Source organism: Marinobacter sp. M5B, from assembly GCF_042604615.1.
Taxonomy (GTDB): domain Bacteria; phylum Pseudomonadota; class Gammaproteobacteria; order Pseudomonadales; family Oleiphilaceae; genus Marinobacter; species Marinobacter salarius.
This window is the reverse complement of the sequence record NZ_CP156894.1, coordinates 187104-209832: the sequence shown is the minus strand read 5'-3', so window position 1 is coordinate 209832 and position 22729 is coordinate 187104. Positions and strand designations below refer to the sequence as shown.

Below are 22729 nucleotides of genomic sequence, written 5' to 3'. Positions count from 1 at the left end.
CCGCACTCAACAATCAGAGCTCATACAGTTTCGCAACGTGCAGGATCGGCCCGGTCGGCTGGCCGGTGGGAGAGCCTCCCACCGGCTCCAGGCTGATCGCCAGTGTTCGGCTATTGCTGAGAAGCGCACGCGCCTCATCATCCAGAGTTACCTGATAGGTTCCACCCACCGGAATAACGCCGAGCGACAGGGGCTGGCCATCCGCCGGCACGATCCACAATTCGTAATCCTTGCCCTGCTGGGCCGCCGTCGCGGCAACGGGACGCAGTTTCAATTGCCTGTCGAGCGATGACTCACTGACCAACCATAGGGGATCGCTCACGTCCGCCTGTACGATGGCGCCTGAAAGACGGTCATCCACCTCTGGCTCTGGCTGTTGCACCAGGACAACGGCCAGCACCAGCGCCGCAGCCGTTGCCAGCATGCTCCAGCCAGGCCAGAACCAACGGCCGGACGCATCATTGGCCGCAACTGCCGACTCGGGTTTATCCTCCCGGGCCCAAAGCCGGCGTTCGATGCCAGCCCAGACCGACGCCGGAGGCTGTTCTTCCTCAATGCGTGCGCCCAGGTGCCCCAGCTTCTCTTCCCAGAACCAGACTTCCTGGCGAACTCGAACCGACTCCATCATCCAGCGCTCGAAACGCCGACGGGCTGCCCCATGAAGGGAGCCAAGCACGTACTCCGCTGCCAATGCTTCTATTCTTTCCGGTGTCTTTTTCATCGTTCCAGACACCTCTTCAAAGCCATTAATCCGCGCCGAATCCAGCTTTTTACGGTTCCAATGGGAGAACTCAGGGCCTCGGAAAGCTCATCGTGGGTAAACCCCCGATAATAAGACAACAGGATACTGTCCCGCTGCGTCTCTGAGAGTTCATCCAGGCACCCGCGAAGCTCGGCGCTGCCCGCGACCCGAAGTGATTCGTCCAACGGGCCGTCACGTTCATCGGCAACACGCTCAAGGTGGGCATCGCCGGATGTCGGCCGCGATTTCCGATTCCTCATAAGATCGAGTGTGCGATAACGGGCAATCGTCAGCATCCAGCTCAGGGGAGCGCCACGCTCACTGTGATATTCACCGGCGTGGTGCCATATCTGCACAAAGGCATCCTGAACGGCCTCTTCTGCCAGATCTCGCTGACTGGCCAGTTTCAGGCAAAGCCCGAACATCCTGCCGGAAATTTTTTCATACAGCCGCTGAAAGGCCAGTCGGTCTTCCCGGGACACTGCGATCAGCAGTCCCATCAGATCATCCTGCTCAGAATTGCTGGTTACCATCTATACGATCCCTTGTTTTGTTCTACAGGTATTAGTCGACCTTACGTTCAGAATGCCCATCAGGATGCATGCAGGTCATCAGATCGGGCTCAAACACGCCGCTTTGGTCAAAATCGTCCAGCGCTTTTTCCCACTTGGTTAACTCCAGGCCCTGGTTGGCAAGCCACGCGGGATTGAAATAGGTGTCGGTGTAACGGTCGCCACCATCGCACAGAAGCGTGACAACCGACCCGCCCTCTCGGGCGCTTTGCATTTCACTGGCGAGGCTCAGTGTGGCAATCAGATTGGTACCGGTAGAGCCGCCACAACGCCGGCCAAGATGACGTTCCAGATACCGGAGCGCGGCAAAACTGGCCGCATCGGGTACGCGAACCATGCGCTCAATCACCGTCGGGCTGAAAGAGGGCTCAACCCTGGGGCGACCAATACCCTCAATCCGCGAACCGCACTGGCCGACAATATCAGACCGCCCGCTAGCGAAGGCGTCATAGAACACCGAGTTTTCCGGGTCCGCCACGCACAGCTCACAGCCCCGGGCAAGATGGCCGCCGTAGCGGATGTAACGCCCGATGGTTGACGACGTGCCACCGGTGCCCGCGCTGACAACAATCCAGCGCGGTATGGGGTGGGGTTCCCGTCGCAACTGCTCGAAAATGCTTTCGGCAATGTTGTTGTTACCCCGCCAGTCTGTCGCCCTCTCAGCGTAGGTGAACTGATCCATGTAGTGACCACCGAGCTCACGGGCCAGACGCTGAGATTCAGCGTAGATCTCACTGCCGTTCTCCACCAGGTGACACTCGCCCCCATAGAACTCGATTTTGGCAATTTTCTGTGCCGACGTCGTTCGGGGCATGACTGCGATAAACCGCAGCCTGAGGAGCTTGGCAAAATAGGCCTCGGAGACCGCTGTCGATCCACTCGAGGCCTCGATGATCGGGGTGCCTGGCGTAATCCAGCCATTACAGAGCCCGAACAGAAACAGTGAGCGTGCCAGCCGATGTTTGAGGCTGCCGGTAGGGTGGGTCGACTCATCCTTGAGATAGAGATCAACGTCACGCAGGCCCGGCAGGTCCAGCTTGATCAGATGGGTGTCTGCAGAACGATTGAAATCCGCATCAATGCGGGCAATGGCGTCGGAAACCCATTGGGTGCGATGGAGCATGTAGTTGGCCCTGAAATCAAACAAACACCATGAAGCATAGTCGCTCTGGGTCGACTTGAAGAATAACGCTGTGTTGGACCGCCAGCCCCGCCACCTGACACACGCCTCACAAGTTGGCTGAACGTGATGCACTCACTATTCGTACTAAGTCAGCCTGCTTCCGGATAAGACGCTTTCAATTTTTTTTGGTGAGAACTGCATCCTTTTCTCTAATCGCTCCGTAACCCCCTTTGCAACACCAACAATAGAAGAGGAAAACGGAATGAATACTTTACTAAAACGCTCCGGCCTCGCCATTGCGGTTGCCGGACTCTGTATCAGTGCCGGCGCAGCAAACGCCTCAAGCCACCGCGAAGCACCCTTTATCACTGAAGTACCCAAGGTGGACGGGACCGATTTCTACATGTTCCGCAGTTACGAGACGGGACGTGCGGATTTCGTCACCCTGATCGCGAATTACCTGCCACTGCAGGATGCGTATGGCGGTCCCAACTACTTCGATCTGGATGAAGACGCGGTTTATGAAATCCACATCGACAACAGCGGCAACGCACAGGAAAACCTCACGTTCCGCTTTCAGTTCTCGGATAACCTAGAGGATAAACAGTTGCCGGTCGGCCCCGACGGCGACCAAAGAATGGTGTCCGTACCGCTCAAAAACATCGGTGATGCCAGCGACGAAGCGAACGTACAGTTCAGCCAAGACTATACTGTATCGGTTATTCGGGGCGACCGTCGTACCGGTACTGTCGAGACCGCGACCAACGTCACGGATGGCACCGCCACCTTCGACAAGCCACTGGACAACATCGGCGAAAAATCGTTTCCCGGCGGATACCAAGCTTACGCCAACCAGCACATCTTCGAGATTGGCATTCCAGGCTGCGCCACCAACGGGCAGGTCTTCGTGGGTCAACGCAAGGAAGCTTTCGCGGTCAACCTTGGCGAGATCTTCGACCTGGTCAACACCAACCCGCTCGGCCCACGTGACGGCGAAGGTGCCGGTGATCTTGCAGACAAGAACGTGACCTCCTTCGCCCTGGAAGTACCGACCGAGTGCCTGACCGGCACCGCAGTCACCGGAATGGATCAGCCCGTCATCGGCGGCTGGACCACCGCCAGCGTTCGCCAGGCCCGAGTCATCAATCCGCAACCGACCGTTGATGGCAAAGGTGCAACCGTTGAAGGCGGCGCATGGACCCAGGTATCACGTCTCGGTATGCCGCTGGTAAACGAAGTCGTGATCGGCCTGAAAGACAAGGACCGGTTCAACGCCAGCGAGCCCATGAACGATGGCCAGTTCGCTACCTACGTGACTCATCCGACCCTGCCCGAACTGCTGGAAATATTGTTCAGCAGCGCAGGCGCTGAGGCACCGAATAACTTCCCGCGGACCGATCTGGTAACAGCGTTCCTGACCGGCGTACCCGATGTAAACATGCCGGTAGGCGTGCAAACGTCAGAAATGCTGCGACTGAACCCGGAAATCGCAGCCACACCTGCAGCCTCGCAAAATGACCTGGGTGTTCTCGGTGGTGACAACGCCGGCTTCCCGAATGGCCGTCGCCCGGTGGATGACACCGTGGATATTGCCCTGCGTGTAGTCATGGGCGCATTGACCACTGATGCCCCGAACAAGGACGCCCCGTTTACCGACGGTGTGCAACTTGACCCAGCTGAGCTCCAGGAAGTGTTCCCATATCTGGCAACTCCGCTGGCCGGCTCACCCAACTCATAAGGAGTGAATCATGAAACTCACTATGAAGTTAGCCGGAACGGGCCTGATAACCCTGGCACTGGCGGGGTGTTTCGACGGCTCCAGCAGTAGCGGCGGCGGTGGCGGTGACAGGCCAGATCCGGCGGTGGATTTCTCAACCTTTGTGAAGGCTGAGATCGCAAACACCGACGACACCCGTGAAGCCGTTCAGATCAACGACAAGGAGTTCAGCTTCAATGACCAGAATAATGAACAGGCCTTCGACGATCTGTTCATCCAATAGGACCCCTTGCCGGCCTTCAGTACGCCTGAAGCCGGCAAGCACATTCCCTGCCCTTCGGGGCGGGGCTTTTTGTGTCGGGCTGTGGTTGATGGCCGGTTTTCCAAACGTCGCAACCGCTGCACCCGGACCTATCGAGACAGATTTTTCCGACACCGATATTCTTGTTGAACTGCCAGAACCGGCACTGACCACGTCCGAATTACCGGATTCGCCCGAGCAGTTGGCAGACACCGTACAAAATCAGATCTCCCGTGCCAGAAGCACCGGAGACCCCCGTTTCCTGGGCTATGCCGACGGGATGTTGCAGCGATGGTCCGGAGAAATGACCGACCGGCTGCTTACCCTCAGGGCAACACTGGACCAGAGCCTCCACCGCTTTGACAGTGCCAGGAAAGACCTGGAAACCGTCATAGCCCGATCCAGCGCCACACTCCAGAAAAACCAGGCTCGGTTGCTGTTGGCCAACCTGGAAATCGTTCAGGGCAATTATGAAGACGCACGAAAGCACTGCGCCCAGTTGCAACAATCCTACCCCGGATTGATTGCCGACAGCTGCACCGCTCAGGTTGATGCCCGCACGGGTAGCCCCGAAGCGGCCTACCAGAAACTCCAACGACGAACAGACGCAACCGATGCCGATGTCACCAGTCGGCTTTGGGCGGAGGGAACCCTGGGGGATATCGCCGCGCAGATAGGTAGCCCCGCTGCTGAGGATCACTGGCAAACGGTGCTCAGCATCGCCCCCGACGATCTCTATACCCGCACCCAACTGGCAGACTGGTATCTGGGCCGAAACCAGAATGACAAGGTACTGACCCTGACCGACGACTATGAACAAGTGGATTCGCTGGCCGTTATTCGGGCGATTGCCATGGCTGAGTCCGGGCACCCGACTGCAGAGACGTTGGCCGAAAGCCTCAGGGAGCGCTTCGCAGAGGCTCGTTGGCGCGGAAACCTGCTGCATCAGCGAGACATGGCACGCTTCCAACTAGACGTGGAAGGCAATGCCGATACGGCACTGACCTTTGCGGCAGATAACTGGCGCAGCCAGCGCGAGCCCCTCGATACCCGGCTGCTGCTGCGTGCCGCCGATGCGGCGGGTGACAACGAGCCAGCCCGGAAGGTGAGAACCTGGCTGAAAGAGCAGGGGCAGACCGATGCACGCTACCCGGAGGCTGAATCATGAGGGGTATGAAACAATGGGGCAGCCTGGTGGTATCCATGGTCCTGCTGGCCCTGATCTCCGGAACGGCATGGGCCCACAAAGCCAGCGACAGCTTCATCTACCTGAACCAGGACCGGGGCGAGATACGGATCGATGTGGCACTCCGGGACGTCTCGGTGGCCTTGCCGCTGGACCGGAACGGGGATCGCCAGCTCAGTGGTGCGGAGCTCCGTGCTGGCCGGGACCAGATTACCCGATGGGTAGAGCAGGGCGTAATCTTGTCCAGCGCCCAGGCCGATTGCCGCCTGACCGGCCAGCAATGGGGGCTTGCCAGCCATAGCGACGGCCCCTATGCCGCCGGTCTCTACACCATTAGCTGCCCCGATGGCGCCACGCCCGACACCCTGACATACAACCTTCTGTTCTCACAGGACCCGCTCCATCGCGGCCTGATAAGCCTTGAAAGCGGCGGCACCAGCACGCTGGGGGTAGTAGGCCCTGACAGTCGCCAACTGGCGCTTTCCGCCGGAGACGCACCAGGAAGCCTGCAGCTGTTCGGAACCTTCCTGTACGAAGGTGTCATCCATCTGCTCATCGGCCTCGACCACATACTGTTTCTTCTGGTGCTGATGCTGCCGGCCACACTGAGAAAAAACGATGGCAGCACGCCGGTGGGGCTGAAGCAGCGGCTGTGGGAACTGACGGGGATCGTGACCGCGTTCACGGCGGCCCATTCCGTAACCCTGGCACTGGCAGCCCTTGGCATTGTTCGTCTGCCCATCGCCTGGGTGGAGACCATCATCGCCCTGTCCATAGCGGTGGCCGCCATGAACGTGATGTGGCCGATACTGGGCAGGAAAACCTGGAAGCTGGCCTTTGGGTTCGGGCTGATACACGGATTCGGGTTCGCCAGCGTTCTGGGGGATCTCACCAGCGGTGTTTCCCAGACCGTCGTGGCCCTCGCCGGCTTCAATATTGGCGTAGAGCTCGGGCAGTTGGGCCTGCTGGTTATTGCCTTCCCGCTGCTTTACCTCTGGGGTAAAACACACCTTTACGGCAGGGCAGTCGTTCCGCTGACACTGATTGCAGTAGGCGCAATCAGCCTTTACTGGGTAGCCGAGAGGGCAATGGCCATCTGAGCCTGGCCCCGGTGCCTTTCGACACCGGGGCTCCCAATGGCATATTAATCAGTGCAGTGCACGGAGTTGGCGTGGATACAGAGCGGCGCTGACCTCCGGTTCATCCAGCAGATCCGCCAGTTCCATATCCACCTCGGTTTCCTCGCCTTCATCAGGCAGCGGCTCAAACAGGGTGTTCAGCCAGGAGGTTACTGACGGTGCTTCGTCACGACCGTATTCGGTGGACAAGGCCTTGATCCGTCGGAAGCCGATAATGCGCTGGTGCTTGGGATCACGGATCTGCTCAAAGCCACGCCAGTAAATGCGGTCGCGGGTGTGCAACTGCACAAACAGTGTGTCGATGGGCTCTGCCGGATCCTCACCACGCGCAGGCTGCTCTTCGTCGCTATCTGCCACTGACTGGGTGTCCTCTGACCCTGCTTCGGCTTTCGCCGGTTTCTTGCTGCGGATGGTGGTCCACGCCGGGTACAGCACGGCAACCGCATCGGCTTCCACATGCTCTCGGGCCGCGCGCAGGATTAGTCCCCAGCGGGCCTTGTCGGCATCGGTTTCAAGAGAGTTAATGGGCAAGTCGTAGCTTTGTTCGCTGGACAGTACGATCGCCATCATTGGGGCATCAAGCTCCCCCATGGCCTCGGCCTGTGCTACAGACACCAGTTCGTCGATTGCCATCGGTTGGTTCATAATACGCTCGCCTCCTCGATGCCATCAGGGTCGTTCAGGAAGAATGGGCTCTTCCTGACTCACAGCATAGCCTGTTCCTGCCATAAAGATAAACGTGGATACGGTGATCCCGGATCACAATGCGTTATTTATTGTTTCAGTGCGTGGCGTCAGATCATTGCTTCCAGCAGTTCGTAGCGCCCAAACCAGGGGTTGGCCTCTTCCAGTTGTGCCGCCAGCTGAAGTAGGGTGCCTTCGTCTCCGTGCGGAGCGCCAAACTGCACTCCCACCGGCAACCCGGCGGCTGTCCAGGCGAGCGGGACAGACATCGCAGGTGTACCGGTAAGGTTGGCAAGCTGGGTAAAGGGCGTGCGGGCGAGGCTTTCCATAGCCATCTGGTCGACTTGCCCACTGCGGTGTACCAACTTGCCGGCTTTCAGCAGCAACATCAGCCGGGCAGCCACCTGCAGATGGGATGGAGTATCCAACTCGCCAATCTTCGCCGGCAACTGGCCAGCCGTCGGGCACAGGTACATGTCGTAACCTTCAAAAAACGCCCCCAGGGCGCGAGCAAAATCGTTCCACTGCTGGCGACGGCGCACGTAGTCCGGTAGAGGCATGGTCCGCCCCAACATACCGATCAGACGGGTATCCAGTTCGAAGTCGTCATCGCGGGCACCAAACTCGGCTTTCGCGCGGTCCATCAGCGTAGATACTTCCCCGAAATACAGCCCCAGATAACAGCGGGCGAGGGCCATGCCGTCGAATTCCGGACGCGCATACTCCACCCGGTGCCCCAGGTTTTCCAGAGTGCGCGCAGTCTCCTCAACGGCATCCACACACTCCCTTGCCACGTCGGTTTCGTAGGGCGACGACGTGAATACACCAATCTTGAGACTGCGTGGCGCCCGCTGCATCAGCTTGGCATAGGGGGCGGCCGGCGGTGCAATGGTAAAGGGATCTCCCACCGCGGGGCCAGCCAGCACGTCCAGCATGGCGGCGCTGTCTCGAACCGTGCGGGTGACCACGTGATCGGTCGAGGCGCCCGTCCATGCCTCACCCACCGAAGGGCCGGAGGAAATGCGACCGCGCGACGGTTTCAGCCCGAACAGTCCGTTGTAGGCCGCCGGAATGCGAATCGAGCCGCCACCGTCATTGGCTCCCGCCATGGGCACGATACCCGCCGCCACCGCAGCACCGGAGCCGCCGCTGGAACCACCCGGTGTCCGATCCGTATCCCATGGATTACGGCAGGCTCCCCAGAGTTTCGATTCGGTGACTGCCTTCAGCCCGAACTCCGGCGTTGCGGTGCGGCCCAGGAATACCAGGCCTGCAGCCCGTACACGGCGTACAAACTCCGAATCCCGGGATGCGATGTTTTTCTTCAATCCCCGGCTGCCGTAGGTACAGGGCTGGCCTTGCTGTTCCTGGGCCAGATCTTTAAGCAGCATGGGAACGCCCGAGAAGGTACTATCCGGTGTAGGCGCCTGGTTCAGTGCATCGGAGAACTGGGGGTGGCAGATGGCGTTGAGCTTGTCATTCACCGTGGCCGCACGCTCAATAGCGGCCTCACAGATGTCACTGGCCGCGACTTCTCCGCGGCGAATCAGGTCGGCAAGCGCTACCGCGTCGTATCGGAGGTATTCGGATTGCTTCATGATCGATTCCGTTTGTTATTCTGTTTTCGGGAGATTGGGGAAACCGGTGTTTATGAACATGAGCTTTAAGCGTCACTTTCTTGCTGTCGTTATAATAGTCACATCTGTTATCGCGTCCACTTCGCAAGCGAGTAAAAAACCGCCGGAACCTGCCGAGAACTGGACCAGCGTTGTTCGCAGCTCACCCTACTGGTCAAGCCAGGGGGTTTACCAGAACATCACAACCATACGCCGCTGGGTATTGAAGGAGTCCGGTTACTGCAGTAACCCCGATCGGCATATTCTGTTTGATATGCGCGGCCAGTTCCTTGGCTATATCGACGATGGCTCCGACCGTGAAGCCACCCAGGTTCGCCTGAATGATACCAGAGCCTCTCTGGCAGCCACTGGCCGCGCTGACGACTGGACCCCGGGCGGCCCCGACAGGACCGGATACCCCTTCGCCCTGTCCTGTCGACAGCCGCACGTCAACCTGGATGAAGCCGTGGCACGCTACCTTGGCACCCTGCCTTCGGAACTGATTTGGGGTGCCTGGGACGATCTGTCGTTCGCCTCTCAGGAAGCACCACAGCCACTCCACGAGGCACTGATGTACGTTTATGGCCTGCGTGAGCAGCAGCAACGCCTCGATCTGCCGGCGAGCCTGCCCAAGTACCTCGGCGGCCAGGTATTGATCGAGAGCAGCGGCCAGCAAAGGGCGCACTCTGCCGCCAACGCCAAAGGCATCCTTCAGCTCTCACCCTCGGCGCTCAAAGACTGCCGGATCAAACCCGCCAACCACTGGCATCGATTGGCACAGATTGACTGCGCCCTCAAACTGATGGATCAGAATGCTCGCAACCTCAGGCCGCCCTTCGAGGCGCGCTTCGGTCACCTGCCCGACGACAAAGGGGATCAGCTTTTCACGCTGCTTCTGGTTCAGGCTTATCACGGCGGTGCCAGCCGCGTTCAGTCCCTGCTGGAGGACGAGACACTGTCGAAGCCTGCGATTTATTTTGCCCAGGAGCATGAGCGATTCAGTGCGGGAGACATTGCCTTTGGCATGGTGTTCCACAATTTGGGGCGGGATCGCTTCGGGCTGGCTTCGCTGTATTATGTGGCGGATGTTCAACTCGCCACCGAGGCGCTGTGTAAAACCGCGCGACTCGCTGATACCCGCTTCTGCCAATAAACCCGGAGCCCGCCTTGGAACTGACGTTCATCCCGGAAGGCCTGAACACCGCAACGGCCGTTTTCCTGCTGCTGAGCTCTGTCATTACGTCGATGATTACCGCCAGCCTTGGCGCCGGGGGCGGGGTTCTGCTGCTGGTATTGATGGCGTTCTGGATACCACCGGCGGCGATCATACCGGTTCACGGTATGATCCAGTTGGGTTCCAACGCCGGGCGAGCCACACTGACCTGGCAGCACACCGACTGGAAAGCCATTGCAGCCTTCGCACCAGGGGTACTGGTCGGAGCGGGGCTTGGCGCCTGGTTGCTGATCGACCTGCCGCCCTATCTGTGGCAACTGACCATTGGCGCTTTCGTGCTTTACCTGTGCTGGGGCCCCGCTCTGCCAAAGGGAGCCTTCGGCAGCATCGGGATCTTTCTTGCCTCTGCGTTAACCAGTTTCATTTCCCTGTTTGTGGGCGCAACCGGTCCCCTGGTGGCCTCCTTCATCAAGCAGATGCACACCGAGCGTTTCACCACCGTCGCGACATTCGCCACGGCGATGACGCTCCAGCACGCACCCAAGGCGTTGGTTTTTGGACTCGCTGGTTTCGTTTTCCGCGACTGGCTGATGTTCATACTGGCCATGATCGGCTTTGGTTTTGCCGGCACCTGGCTGGGGCTCCACGTGCTCAAGTCCCTGAGCAATCGGCACTTCAGCCGCGTGTTCAACGTTCTTCTGACCCTGCTCGCTCTGCGCTTGCTGTGGCAGGCGGGCAGCTCTGCGGGGTGGTGGTGATCAATCCGGCTTCTGCCGTGACGGTAAGGGAACCGTCACCACACGATTTCGCCCCTGGGCCTTGGCGGCGTAGGTGCCTTCGTCAGCACGCGCAACGACTTCCCGGGGCCCTGTATCCGCGACACCCATCTCGGTCAGGCCGATGCTGGCAGTCACTCCAAACGTCCTGCCGTCCTGCTCTATACGCAAGGCTTCAATACCGGCTCGGATTTTCTCGGCAAGCTCGACAGCGCGCTGCTGACCACAGGCAGGCAGGATAATACCGAATTCATCGCCACCAAGACGTGCCACCGTGTCCGACTGGCGCACGGACTGCGTGAGCAGGTCCGATAGTCGCCCCAGCAAATCATCTCCCAGCAAGTGCCCGCCTTCGTCGTTGACGGGCTTGAAGTAGTCCAGGTCGATCAGCATCAGAACGCTGGCCGCCGTTTTCTTGTTGGTATCCGTCAGGCATTTGACCAGGGAAGAATTGAACGCCCGACGATTGAGCAAGCCCGTCAGGCTGTCGTGGGTCGCTTCCCAGGACAGTCGCTCTTCTTCGCGACGGCGGGCGCTGTCGTCCCGGATCACGAATACCATACGGTGATTATGGCTTTCCCGGCGAAGATGAAGCATTGCCAGGTCTATATCGAAGAGTTGGCCCGCCCTGTTTCGCAGGGTGGCATACAGGCTATCCACATCGGCACTGCGCAGAAAATCGTCAGCCTCCCAGCGATGGTTCTCGTCTTCAATCGATACCAGCGTGAAAAAGTTCTGCCGCTCGCCGTTTTCGGCCAATCCAAGGAACCCGGACGCGGCCTGGTTGGAGTACCGGATAATGCCTTCGGCATCCACCATCAATACGCCTTCCTGCAATACGCCCAGAATACTGTCCGCGCGTTTCTGTTGCTCGGCCAGTTCCGCCTCGATCTCCAGTTCGTGGGTGATGTCCCTGACTACGGTGATGGTACCCAGTGAACGCTCCTCCGTCTCAATCACCGCCGTCATGGCATCCGCCCACACCACGCCACCTCCGGAGCGGCTTTTCAGGCGGAATCGCCCTCGGAACACTGTTTTGCTGCGCAGAGCCTCTCGCCACGCTTCAACCGTGCCAGCCTGATCCTCTTCGTATACGCCTTGAATCAGGGGGGTATGCTGGAGGTCACTGGAGCTGACCCCGATGATCCGCTCAAACGCCGGGTTCACGAACTCAATCCTGCCCAGAACATCGGTCTGGATAATGCCAATCGGCGCACTCTGGGTGAGCGAGCGGAAAAACGCCTCGCGCTCGGCCAGGGAGGACAGCACTTCGTCACGCTCTTCCATCACGGTGTTGAAGGTCTCCGCAACCTGGCGGATTTCCGTGCCTCCCAGAACGTCCACCGGCTCGGTCCGTATCCCCAGGTGGCGCTCACTGATCTGGAACCCCAGATTTCGCATGGGCGCCATCAACCGACGAAACACAACCAGCGCCAAGGGTGCCACAATCAGAATCACGATCAGGAGAGTCTGCGCAAAGCTGTCCGTCAACCGGCTGAGCGGCGCATAGGCCTCATTCACCGGCCACACAGCGGCCACAAACCAGGGCACCTGTGACATCTGGCGCACCGAGGTGATGGTTTCGGTGCCTTCCTGGTCAAGCGTCTGCAAAGTGCCTTCGAAGCCCGCCATCGCCTTCTTGTGAGCCTCGTTTTCAAGCCTGAGCGGCACCATGGTTTCACCGGTACGGCCGTGGCCCAGGGTTACACCGGTACGTGTGGCAATGCTGATATAGCCGGTTTTACCAATACTCACACCGCTGGTGTCTTCCATGAAGTTGTCGCCGTCGAGAAAAACCGCCCCTCCCAGCACGCCGATAAACCGTTGACGATGATCGAAAATCGGCGCCGTCATCATAACGGCGGGCCGCTCCCGGTAGTTCGACACATAAGGGTCACTGATAATGGAGGTGAGCTGGCTTGAGGTCTGGCGGAAATACTCACGGCCGCTGACATCCAGCCCCGTCTGCCGGAAGCTTTCTGGATACTCCGCAATGACCTTGCCACTGGCATCAAATACGTAGATCCCGTCGAACATATGTTGCAACGCAATCTCGCGACGGACGAGAAGGCGGGAGCGGGAGCGCAGCACCACCTCTTCCATGGTGAATCCTTCCGCGACATGGGTCAGGGTATCCCGGCGCTGGGCCAGGCGTGCATCAAGATCGCTGGCAACCAGTTCCGCGATGGTCTCCACCTGCTCCCTTGTCTGCCCCGCCAGTTCCGAGCGTCCCACCAGAGAACTGACCACGGCCACCGCCAGAGCAGCCAGCACGATGGCCAGGATGACAAAGGCAACAGCACGATTAACCAGGCTTGCTAGCCAGCGTCTTATCATCACAGCGGAGTGGCTCCCGCTTCATGGACGCAGGATAGGTTCGGGTTGACGTCCCTTAATGCTAAATATCTGTTTTTCACTGGATAACGTGTCGATTACTGGAGGATTTAATATTGGTAAGTCTAACAGAGACTCGGGTTTCAGCAGGTTACAGAACTTGCAATTTCAATGATAATCGTTACTATTTAGACCTATTTTCTTAACTGAGGTTTCCCCAATGTCCGAGTCCCTGCTCGCCGACGCCACCGGAATCAGCGCCGGCCCGGTCAGTCAGCTGCTGGAAATGGGCGGCCCCGTCATGATTGTGTTGCTGGCGATTGCCCTGGCAGGTGTTGTCACCTTTCTTTACCTCATGTTATTCGGCACTTTTTTTGCCCCCAGGTTTACTGCCAAACTTAAAAAGGCCATTACAAAATGGCAACAAAGGCCTGGCGACAACGTGGCGGAGGATCTGCAACGGTCCGCTGGCCGATACGCCCGACTGAACCCACTGCACCACTTGATCGTCAACACCATGAACGCCCGCAATGCCGGCACCGATCCCCAGCAGATTCGGGAGTCCGTCGCCAGGGACGCCCATGAAGCCCTCGAGCCGTTCGAGGCACCGCTCAAGATCATCGAAGTGATTGCCGCGCTGGCACCGTTGCTGGGCCTTTTAGGCACCGTTCTGGGCATGATGGAGGCGTTTGGAGCCATGGCCGCCACCGAAGGGCGCGCCAATGCCTCCCAGCTAAGCGGCGGCATCTACGAAGCACTCACCACAACTGCGGCCGGCCTGGTTATCGCCATTCCGTTTGCCGCACTGGCCGCCTGGATTGAATTCCGCCTGCGGCGTATCCAGAAAACCATCAATAGCGCACTGGTTACCATTCTCTCGGTCCCCGTCGCCACAACGGAAAGCGAATCGGCGTTGGAGACCCACGATGAGTCGGCACCGGCCACCGGCACCAGGACCGGGCGCGTTGTGGAGTATTCCGGGGACGAGCATCAGGGTCGCCTGGCCAATGCAACTGGTTGAACCACGCCCGGCACGCCCGATCCCGATCCGCATCACCCCACTGATCGATGTGGTCTTCATTCTGCTGGTGTTCTTCATGCTCACCAGCCGTTTGCTGCCGGTCAGTTTCATGGAGCTTAGCAACAGCACGGGCGACACCAGTTCAGTCACCGGAGAGCCGATCCCCGAAGTGGTCGTCCAGCGTGATGGCCAGGCTCGCTGGCAGGGAGAAACCTATGGAGTGGACAGTCTGGTCCAGCAGCTCCGGGCCGGTGGCGTCAGCGAAATCAACCTCGCCACAGAGTCTGCCACCCAACTGACCCATTTCACCCAGGCCTACAGCCAGCTCACTGACAGTGGCGTTACCACCCACTGGAAGCGCACCCCTGACGCTGCGGAGCAGCCATGACGGATCTGGTACCGCCGCCCGTTACCTCGGGCAAATCATTGATGGAGCGTCTCGAGGACGCCCTTCTGCCGCTCATCAACCTGGTATTCCTGCTGCTGATGTTCTTTATCGTGGCAGGCCAACTGTCAGACACCCCGTTGCCAGAGCTACCGGGTACCGGGCAACAAGCCGGTAATGAGCAGCCCTATGCCGATCTGACCGTCACTGCAAAAGGCGAGTGGCAAGTCGACGGCCGCACCGTAACGACGCAGGGCCTTCCCAAGGCATTGCCAGCGCCGGATGAAGAATCCCCGTTGAAAATCGCCGCTGAACGCGAGATTGCCATGTCTGATCTGGAGTCGCTGCTTCGTGTGCTGGAGGACAACGGCTATCAGGAAGTCATCCTGCTGACGGAGCCCGCCAGTTGATGGGTGCCAGCAAGACCGTCCGTTGCCTTCTTCTGCTCGTTTCCGTTGTTATCACTGCAATTGTGGTGGTAATCGCCACGCCCGAGCGAATTCCTGAACTGAAACCGCTCGGAAACGCCGCCGTTAATTCCGCGCCTGCTATCAAGATTTCCCTGGCCGGCAAACCGGCGCCCGAAACCCCCGAACCCCAGCCCCCCGTTGAACAGGAAACGCCCCCAGAGCCAACTCCGAAACCAGAGCCAGAGCCAGAGCCAGAGCCAGAGCCAGAGCCAGAGCCAGAGCCAGAGCCAGAGCCAGAGCCAGAGCCAGAAATTGTGCCGGAACCGGAACCCGAGCCACAACCCGAACCTGAGCCGACACCGCAACCCGAAGTAACAGAGCCTGAGCCCCAGGTTGATGCGACTGAAAGCGACACGAGCACGGAGCAAGTGTCCGAAAACACTGCTGAAACTGCTGAAGAAGAAAGCCTCAGCCAGCAGGTTGAACTCACTGCCGGACAGTCCTCCGATGTGGACCGCTACCTCACGGAACTGAGCCGGCATCTGGGGCGCTACTACGAATACCCACGTCGTGCCCGTCGTCTTGGCCAGGAAGGCGCTCCGGTGGTGGTTTTCGAGTTCAGCCGTGATGGCACTCTGGTAGACCACTCTTTGCACGCCTCCTCAAACCATGCGTTGCTCGATGATGCTGCGCTGGACATGCTCAAGGACGCCGAACCACTGCCGGAAGTACCCGACTCCATGAAAGGCCAGACCTTCACCTATACCCTGCCGATTAATTTCAACCTACGTTGAGCAATTTTTTGCTCGACCAGCAAAATCTCGCCCCAAAGCCAGCAACCGATTGCCTGGCCCAGCCTTAGGCTATCAACCTGGAGACCGTTACTTACTGTTATTAAAGACATTTATGTTTCTGGCACGGCCTTTGTTATGTGTTAAGTGTCCAGGGAGATCCCGAGGACACTTACTCATTCACACGTCATGGAGCAGACTATGCCAACTCCTTGTTATATCAGCATCGAAGGCCAAACTCAGGGCAACATCACCGCCGGCGCATTCACCTCCGACTCCGTAGGCAACATCTACGTTGAAGGTCACGAAGACGAAGTGCTGGTACAGGAATTCAGCCACGTTGTCACCGTTCCGACCGATCCCCAGTCCGGTCAGCCTTCCGGTCAGCGCGTTCACAAGCCGTTCAAGTTCACCTCCGCGCTGAACAAAGCAACCCCGCTTATGTACAACGCCCTGGCTTCTGGCGAAATGCTGCCGAAGGTTGAGCTGAAGTGGTACCGCACCTCTGTTGAAGGCAAGCAGGAGCACTTCTTCTCCACCATCCTGGAAGATGCCACCATCATCGACATCCAGTGCAACATGCCGCACTGCCAGGATGCCGCCAGCGCTGACTTCACCCAGCTGGTAACCGCGTCCCTGTCCTACCGTAAAGTGACCTGGGAACACGCTGTTGCCGGTACTTCCGGTGCGGACGACTGGCGTTCGCCGATCGAAGGCTAAGCCTCCGGTCCACGAAGTCACAACGGCCAGCCTTTGCTGGCCGTTGTTGTTTTTACGGCAAGACCAACACCCGGTATCATCAGGGCATGAGTGTTTCCCGCCACCTCCACATGCGCCTGATCGATGACTATTGAAGCACCCATGGCTCGCAGTATTGGCCAACTAATGTGCGATACAACGCACGCCATACTATGGACGCCCGCCCGACAATGGGTTCGCGATCAACTCCCTTCCACTACCCTGCTATGCCGTGTCGGCTCGGGCCAGGCCACCTACCATCGTTTTGACCCACGCCTGAAACAGCACCAGATCACCTACGGCAAGCGCATGATTATGGATAAGCACCAGCCTGATGCCGTTGGCGGCTGGCTATCCGGGCGGGAGATTCGCCAGAGAGAATATTTCGGGGGTACGGTCACCACATTGAACCTGCTGGCGCACACCTGTTGCCACGAATTTGCGCACCTACTCCAGCATGTGTCAGGCCAGCGCTACCGGGGCTCCGTCCATAATCAGCATTTCTACCGGATACTGGACGAGCTCCACGCCAGCGGCGGTGCTGAGGCAGCCAGGCGTCATCTCGCCATCCAGGCCGAAAAGGCAGGGCTTTCCGTGCCCGACGATCCCATTGAGGCGCCAGATACACGCCAACTCATAGCGAACTGGACGATCGGGGATGCGGTGAGCTTTGGCGCCGGCAAACGTGAGCTGGAAGGTCGGATCATTCGGGTGAACCGGAAAACCTGCACCGTGGAGGGCACCGGGCGCAGCCGTGGCTTGCGATACCGGGTCCCCCTGGTTCTGTTACGCGCTCTCGCGGACTGATACCGCAAGCAGGTCGCGCAACTCCGGAATGCAGGACCCGCAATTGGTGCCGCACTTCAGGCTATTACCCAGGGCTTCTATCGACTGCGCCCCTTCAGCAATGGCACCGGCTATCTGGTTTTCCCCAACCTGAAAACAGCTACAGATCATGGCGCCCGGATCTTCCACGTCGACGTCCCGTGCAGCCAACAGCGCCCGGCGGCTGGAGTCGCAAAGTTCTGTTTCGGCAAAACAGCGATCCAGCCAACTGGTCTCCGGTATCAACGCCGGATCGCTGTCGACCATCAACACCGCTTCCAGTTGCCCGTTGACCAGCCGGGCGGCGCGAAACCGCCCCTGCGCCACATCGGCCATTACCAGATGCGCTTTTCCGCCCAGCCACTCTGTCATCGACGCCGGCCAGTCAACTGGCTGCCGCCCGGCCAGCCACCAACTGTCGCTGTATTGCAGTGGCACCTGGCACCAGTAGTCGGCCTGCCAGCCCCGGGGCCGATTGCGCCTGACCAGCAATCGTGCATGCCAACGGGCGCGGAATGGCGTTATGTCGGCTCGCCCATGTTTGGCCTCCGGCTGGCCCGAAACTGGGTCTGTCACTGATTCGGTCAGCAGTGTTGCAACCCCACTGGACGCAAACTGTCGATTCCAGTGGATGGGTATAAATACCTCGCCACGACGCTGATCGGGGCTCTTTCGGACTCGCCCCACGTAACCGCCGTCACCGAGGCTCAACCGCGCCAGATGCCCCTCCTTCAGCTGGTGCGCAACCATGTCGTCGGGATGCACGTCGACATAGGGCTCTGAGCGGTGGGTCAGTAATCGTGGGGTGTTGGCGGTTCGGGTCATGGTGTGCCACTGGTCCCGTATACGGCCGGTATTGACCACCATGGGGTAGTCGTCACTGGTTTGTTGGGCGGGCAATCGGGTGTTGATGGCGACAAAGCGGGCACGCTGGTTGTCGGTGACAAAACGGCCATCGGAAAACAGTCGTGTCGAGCCTTCAGCCTCCACTCCAGCGCCCTCCATAACTGGCCATTGCACCGGGATCAGCGCCTCATAGCCGGCGTCCGAAAGGTTAGCCAGCCCGGCAAGGTTAAACAGGCGCTCACCGTTGTTCTCATGGGCGGACAGGGCTGCGTGTTCGCGAAAGATATCCGCTGGCCGCTTATAGTTAAATGCCTCGCCGAACCCCAGTTTTCCGGCCACGGAACTCATGATCCACCAGTCCGGTTTTACTTCCGCGGGCAGGGGTAGGAAGCAACGCTGCCGCGAAATACGGCGTTCCGAATTGGTGACGGTGCCATCCTTTTCCCCCCAGCCAGCGGCGGGTAGGAGGATGTCCGCGAGGTCCGTGGTATCAGTGTGGGCGACGCAGTCTGAAACAATCACGGTGGGACAACGCGCCAAGGCCTCCCGAACCCGGGCCGAATCCGGCAGACTGACCGCCGGGTTGGTTCCCATGATCCAGATCACCCGGATATCACCACGGTGAACCGCCTCAAACATGTCCACGGCCTTGTAGCCCGGACCATCGGCCACCGCACCGGTACCCCAGAAATCCGCCACTCGTGATCGGGCTCCCGGGCTGTCGTAATCCATGTGAGCGGCCAGGGTATTGGCCAGCCCGCCCACTTCCCGTCCACCCATGGCATTGGGCTGGCCGGTCAGGGAGAAGGGCCCCGCTCCGGGCTTACCCACCCGGCCTGTCGCCAGGTGGCTGTTAATAATGGCATTGCCTTTATCGGTGCCGGCAATCGACTGGTTTATGCCCTGGGAAAAGCCGGTGACGGTGCGCGGCGTCTGAGCAAACCAGGCATAAAAGGTTTCGACATCCTCCGGCGCAAGATCACACTGCTCTGCGACCGATTCGACGCTTGGGGCCGCCGCCCGTGCACTTGCCAATGCGTTATCGAAACCCTGGCAGTGCGCATCAATGTAGGCCTGATCCAGGCCACCGTGATCGGCGAGCCAACTCAGCAAACCGTTGAACAATACCGTATCCGTACCTGGCCGCAACGCCAGGTGAAGGTCCGCCAGTTCACTGGTGGCGGTGCGGCGTGGATCAATAACAACCACTCGACGCCCATCCCGCGCACTGGCCTTCATACGCTGGTAAAGCACCGGATGCGCCCACGCGGCGTTACTGCCAGCCAGAACCAGCAGGTCCGCCAGTTCCAGGTCCTCATAGCAACCCGGAACCACATCCGCCCCAAAGGCCCGTTTGTGAGCAGCCACAGCCGACGACATGCAAAGCCGGGAGTTGGTATCCACATGAGGTGTGCGAATGAACCCTTTGGCCAGCTTGTTGGCGACGTAATAGTCCTCGGTCAGCAACTGGCCCGACAGGTAAAAGGCCACCGACTGTGGGCCGTGAGTCTTGACGCTGTCCTGTATCGCATGTGCCACCTCGTCCAGCGCCTGCTCCCATTCGCTGCGGCGCCCCCTGACAATCGGGAACAGCAACCGTCCGTCTTCCTGGCCGGTGGTTTCGTGAAGGCTGGCACCTTTCACACACAGACGCCCCTTGTTCGCAGGGTGGTCTTTGTCCCCGGCCACCGGTGTGCCGCCGTCGGAATAGGCCATCACGCCACAGCCTACCCCGCAATAGGGGCAGGTGGTATGAACCGGGTCCGGGCCAGTAGTGTTGAGTAAGTCCACGGTGTCTCCTGAGTGTTACACGCACAAAAAAGCCCGCAATGTCCGGAACTCCCTGAACAGGCAGGAACCGGGCATGCGGGCTTCGTTGCCAGCATTCAGTACCGGGATCAAGTAACCCCGGGCCTGGCAGTTTATGGTTGGCGTGTCAGCTTTCGCTACAAACGTTTCCCAAAGCCCGTGCAAATCCAGGGCCACTCCCGGAGAAAACCGGCCAGCAGGTGTTTCAGCAAACTCTGGGACCGCTCAATACCCCCGTGCCAGGAGTCATAACAGTGCAAAACGCTCAAAAACGCCCAATCAGAGCGCACAGTTAACGAATAAAAATATTTGCCCATGACCTTGAGAAACGGCTATTCCCCTGCTCGCAAGGCACTTCCCGTGACCCTGGCAAATTTATTGCACTGACACTGATGGAACCGTTTTGCTGACAGCGTTAAAGAGAAAGGCATCCAATGCCTGTACATCGAGGAAACCATCATGAATTCGCCAGAACCCCTTCGCATCCTTCTGATCGACAAGGACCCCGAACGGGCAAGCCAGGTTTGCCAGGCGCTCAGACATGAGGGCCATGAAGTCATTCGCCAGCGCCCGGATGCTACCGGCCTGACCGCAGCGGTTGCCCGCGACCAGCCGGACATGGTGATCATTGATATGGACTCGCCCGACCGGGATACCCTGGAGAACATGAGCACCCTCAACACTCACGCACCCCGGCCCATCGTTTTCTTCGCCGACCAGCCCGGTGATCGCGCCACCATCCATGCCGCAGTGAAGGCGGGGGTCAGCGCCTACGTTGTCGACGGCATACAGCCGGACCGGGTTCGCTCGATCATTGACTCAGCCGTAGCGCAGTTCGAATCCTTTCAGGCACTGAGGGCAGAGCTGGAGGAAACCCGCTCGGCACTGGAAGACCGCAAGGTTATTGAGAAAGCCAAAGGGCTGATCATGCGGCATGAAAACTGCGACGAGGAAACGGCCTATCGTATGCTGCGCAGCTCTGCCATGGAGCACAGCGAACGCCTGGCGGTGATGGCGGGGCGCGTTATCAAGCTGTTGGAACGACACAGCCAGGGCTCGGCCGGTGCCATCCAGAAAGCATCCTGATCAACGCTGTTAGGGAGCATCCATGGTTCGTCCAACCCCGCTTCACAAGCATCCCGGATTCAATGTCCGCCTCGGCTTTGTGCCGCTGCTCGATAGCGCACCATTGATTGTTGCGCGAGAGCTGGGGCTGTTTGATGCCGAAGGGTTGGACGTGGAACTGGTGCGTGAAGGCTCCTGGGCATCATTGCGCGACAAGGTCAGTTTTGGCCTGCTGGACGGCGGCCACATGCTGGCGCCGATGCCGCTGAGTATGTCCCTGGCGACCGACCGCCCCAAAGTGCCCGTTGTGGTCGGCATGGTGCTGAGCCGCAACGGCAACGGGATTACCCTCAGCGCTCGGCTGCATCACGAACTGACCCATTCAGCCACGGATCTGGAGAACCCCATTGCCACCGCTCGCGCGCTGATACGCGTGGCCAGGGGCAGAGGCGAGCCAATACGATTGGCCTCCGTGGCGCCCTGGTCCAGCCATGACCTTCAGCTCCGGGACTGGCTGGCCTCTGCCGGGCCAGACGCGGAAAAGCACGTGCAGATCATCCCCGTATCCCCGATACAGATGGTGGACGCGTTTCGATCAAATACCATCGAAGGCTGCTGCGTCGGTGAGCCCTGGAACAGCTTGCTGGAGTACGAGAAGCTGGGGCATATTCTCCATTCCGGCCACCAGATCTGGCAGAACGCCCCTGAAAAGGTTCTGGGTATGCGCGCCGACTGGACGGAGCAGCACAACGTGATGCACCGGCACCTGTTGCGGGCACTGCTTGCAGCCTGTCAGTGGCTGGATAACCCTCACAACCATCGCCTGCTACGGGACATCCTGGCCAGGCCCGAGTATCTGGGTGAACAGATCAACGTGCTGGATAACCACCCGTACAGTCTGTTCCATCCGCGATTGCATCAACACTTTTTTCGCCACTCCGCCAACTTCCCCTGGCTGTCGCAAGCCCATTGGCTGGCAACCCGCCTGACGCTCCGGGGTCAACTCGGCCCGGTGGACGGCGCCATGGTTCGTCAGGTCGTCAGGCCGGATCTGTTCCGCAACGCCGCAGCTTCCATGGGCATTGACGCACCGGTTATCGACAGCAAGACCGAGGGCCGGCACCAACTCCCCTTTACCCTGTCGGGGCGCTACGGCCCCGTGGATGTTGCCAGCGACCGCCTGTTGGGAGAGCACCTCCACGACTGGCTGGCCGACAACCCCAAGGCTACGCCCAATAAAGAAGCGTCACGCACTAAAACAGCCACGAAATCCCGCCCTCAATAACACTCATTTTTGTGCTCATTCATTATTATTTATAAATATCAATAATTTAAAAACATGGCACGCAGACTGCTTTGTCAACATGGACGATCTTGCATTCACTGCGCGGGTAAACGGCAGTGACGAAAACTGACAGAACATCAGGCATTGAGGCCTGCATCCCGGAAACGGGGGGCAGGCTTTTTTTTGTCTG

At 59.3% G+C, this 22729-nt stretch carries 21 protein-coding genes; 14 read left to right on the top strand and 7 right to left on the bottom strand.

Annotation, left to right across the window (positions count from 1 at the left end; all coding sequences use genetic code 11):
- Positions 1-13: 13 nt before the first annotated feature.
- Genes AAGD24_RS00915 through AAGD24_RS00905 form a run of 3 tightly spaced genes read right to left on the bottom strand, consistent with a single transcriptional unit; the run spans position 14 to position 2437 of the window.
- Positions 14-721 carry an anti-sigma factor domain-containing protein gene (locus AAGD24_RS00915; RefSeq protein ID WP_036202034.1) on the bottom strand — a complete coding sequence of 236 codons (708 nt, stop codon included), beginning with the start codon at positions 719-721 and terminating at the stop codon, positions 14-16.
- Complete coding sequence (locus AAGD24_RS00910) at positions 718-1275, bottom strand: sigma-70 family RNA polymerase sigma factor (RefSeq protein WP_041335689.1); 558 nt, start codon at positions 1273-1275, stop codon at positions 718-720. Before AAGD24_RS00910 ends, AAGD24_RS00915 begins: the two co-directional genes overlap by 4 nt.
- Positions 1276-1306: 31 nt before the next feature.
- A complete protein-coding gene (locus AAGD24_RS00905; RefSeq protein ID WP_379866247.1) occupies positions 1307-2437 on the bottom strand; it encodes a PLP-dependent cysteine synthase family protein in 1131 nt (376 codons plus the stop codon).
- A gap of 262 nt (positions 2438-2699) precedes the next feature.
- Here AAGD24_RS00905 and AAGD24_RS00900 point away from each other — a divergent pair, with 262 nt between their 5' ends.
- From AAGD24_RS00900 to AAGD24_RS00885, 4 genes are all read left to right on the top strand, one after another.
- Positions 2700-4175, top strand: a complete 1476-nt coding sequence (locus AAGD24_RS00900) for a DUF4331 domain-containing protein (RefSeq protein WP_036202030.1) — start codon at positions 2700-2702, stop codon at positions 4173-4175.
- A gap of 10 nt (positions 4176-4185) precedes the next feature.
- Positions 4186-4437, top strand: coding sequence for a hypothetical protein (locus AAGD24_RS00895; protein ID WP_041335685.1), 252 nt, complete (start codon positions 4186-4188; stop codon positions 4435-4437).
- A gap of 88 nt (positions 4438-4525) precedes the next feature.
- Positions 4526-5623 (top strand): tetratricopeptide repeat protein, encoded by a 1098-nt coding sequence (locus AAGD24_RS00890; protein WP_379866245.1) that lies wholly within the window; start codon positions 4526-4528, stop codon positions 5621-5623.
- Positions 5620-6741 (top strand): HupE/UreJ family protein, encoded by a 1122-nt coding sequence (locus tag AAGD24_RS00885; RefSeq protein ID WP_041335681.1) that lies wholly within the window; start codon positions 5620-5622, stop codon positions 6739-6741. Before AAGD24_RS00890 ends, AAGD24_RS00885 begins: the two co-directional genes overlap by 4 nt.
- 48 nt (positions 6742-6789) lie before the next feature.
- Here AAGD24_RS00885 and AAGD24_RS00880 read toward each other — a convergent pair whose 3' ends face one another.
- On the bottom strand, positions 6790-7425 hold the full coding sequence (locus AAGD24_RS00880; protein ID WP_036202020.1) for a hypothetical protein: 636 nt from the start codon (positions 7423-7425) through the stop codon (positions 6790-6792).
- A gap of 149 nt (positions 7426-7574) precedes the next feature.
- Positions 7575-9062: an amidase gene (locus AAGD24_RS00875; RefSeq protein WP_379866242.1), complete on the bottom strand. Its 1488-nt coding sequence runs from the start codon at positions 9060-9062 to the stop codon at positions 7575-7577.
- A gap of 52 nt (positions 9063-9114) precedes the next feature.
- On the opposite strand from AAGD24_RS00875, the gene AAGD24_RS00870 reads away from it, so the two are divergent.
- Together AAGD24_RS00870 and AAGD24_RS00865 are read left to right on the top strand one after the other, a co-directional pair.
- Complete coding sequence (locus tag AAGD24_RS00870; RefSeq protein WP_379866240.1) at positions 9115-10233, top strand: hypothetical protein; 1119 nt, start codon at positions 9115-9117, stop codon at positions 10231-10233.
- Positions 10234-10247: 14 nt separating this feature from the next.
- Positions 10248-11012 (top strand): sulfite exporter TauE/SafE family protein, encoded by a 765-nt coding sequence (locus AAGD24_RS00865; protein WP_041335677.1) that lies wholly within the window; start codon positions 10248-10250, stop codon positions 11010-11012.
- Here the strand turns inward: AAGD24_RS00865 and AAGD24_RS00860 are convergent, their stop codons facing one another.
- Positions 11013-13367 carry a GGDEF domain-containing protein gene (locus tag AAGD24_RS00860; protein ID WP_091641489.1) on the bottom strand — a complete coding sequence of 785 codons (2355 nt, stop codon included), beginning with the start codon at positions 13365-13367 and terminating at the stop codon, positions 11013-11015. It lies immediately after the preceding gene.
- 217 nt (positions 13368-13584) lie between these two features.
- Here AAGD24_RS00860 and AAGD24_RS00855 point away from each other — a divergent pair, with 217 nt between their 5' ends.
- The 6 genes from AAGD24_RS00855 (at position 13585) to AAGD24_RS00830 (ending at position 17516) form a co-directional block, all read left to right on the top strand.
- Positions 13585-14385 (top strand): MotA/TolQ/ExbB proton channel family protein, encoded by an 801-nt coding sequence (locus tag AAGD24_RS00855; RefSeq protein ID WP_136632971.1) that lies wholly within the window; start codon positions 13585-13587, stop codon positions 14383-14385.
- Positions 14372-14773: a biopolymer transporter ExbD gene (locus AAGD24_RS00850; protein WP_136632970.1), complete on the top strand. Its 402-nt coding sequence runs from the start codon at positions 14372-14374 to the stop codon at positions 14771-14773. Before AAGD24_RS00855 ends, AAGD24_RS00850 begins: the two co-directional genes overlap by 14 nt.
- A complete protein-coding gene (locus AAGD24_RS00845; RefSeq protein WP_126810853.1) occupies positions 14770-15180 on the top strand; it encodes a biopolymer transporter ExbD in 411 nt (136 codons plus the stop codon). Before AAGD24_RS00850 ends, AAGD24_RS00845 begins: the two co-directional genes overlap by 4 nt.
- Positions 15180-15974, top strand: coding sequence for an energy transducer TonB (locus AAGD24_RS00840; protein ID WP_379866237.1), 795 nt, complete (start codon positions 15180-15182; stop codon positions 15972-15974). The genes AAGD24_RS00845 and AAGD24_RS00840 overlap by 1 nt, the downstream gene beginning before the upstream one ends.
- Before the next feature lie 198 nt (positions 15975-16172).
- Positions 16173-16691 carry an Hcp family type VI secretion system effector gene (locus tag AAGD24_RS00835; protein ID WP_007155157.1) on the top strand — a complete coding sequence of 173 codons (519 nt, stop codon included), beginning with the start codon at positions 16173-16175 and terminating at the stop codon, positions 16689-16691.
- 123 nt (positions 16692-16814) lie between these two features.
- Positions 16815-17516 (top strand): hypothetical protein, encoded by a 702-nt coding sequence (locus AAGD24_RS00830; RefSeq protein WP_136633637.1) that lies wholly within the window; start codon positions 16815-16817, stop codon positions 17514-17516.
- Here the strand turns inward: AAGD24_RS00830 and AAGD24_RS00825 are convergent.
- The gene (locus tag AAGD24_RS00825; protein ID WP_136633636.1) at positions 17496-20171 is read right to left on the bottom strand and encodes a nitrate reductase; all 2676 of its coding nucleotides are present in this window, start codon (positions 20169-20171) and stop codon (positions 17496-17498) included. The two genes, AAGD24_RS00830 and AAGD24_RS00825, sit on opposite strands and share 21 nt — an antisense overlap.
- Positions 20172-20648: 477 nt before the next feature.
- On the opposite strand from AAGD24_RS00825, the gene AAGD24_RS00820 reads away from it, so the two are divergent.
- Positions 20649-21275 carry an ANTAR domain-containing response regulator gene (locus AAGD24_RS00820; RefSeq protein ID WP_036201980.1) on the top strand — a complete coding sequence of 209 codons (627 nt, stop codon included), beginning with the start codon at positions 20649-20651 and terminating at the stop codon, positions 21273-21275.
- A 22-nt stretch (positions 21276-21297) separates the two neighbouring features.
- Positions 21298-22539 carry a CmpA/NrtA family ABC transporter substrate-binding protein gene (locus AAGD24_RS00815; protein ID WP_379866234.1) on the top strand — a complete coding sequence of 414 codons (1242 nt, stop codon included), beginning with the start codon at positions 21298-21300 and terminating at the stop codon, positions 22537-22539.
- Positions 22540-22729: the final 190 nt, after the last annotated feature.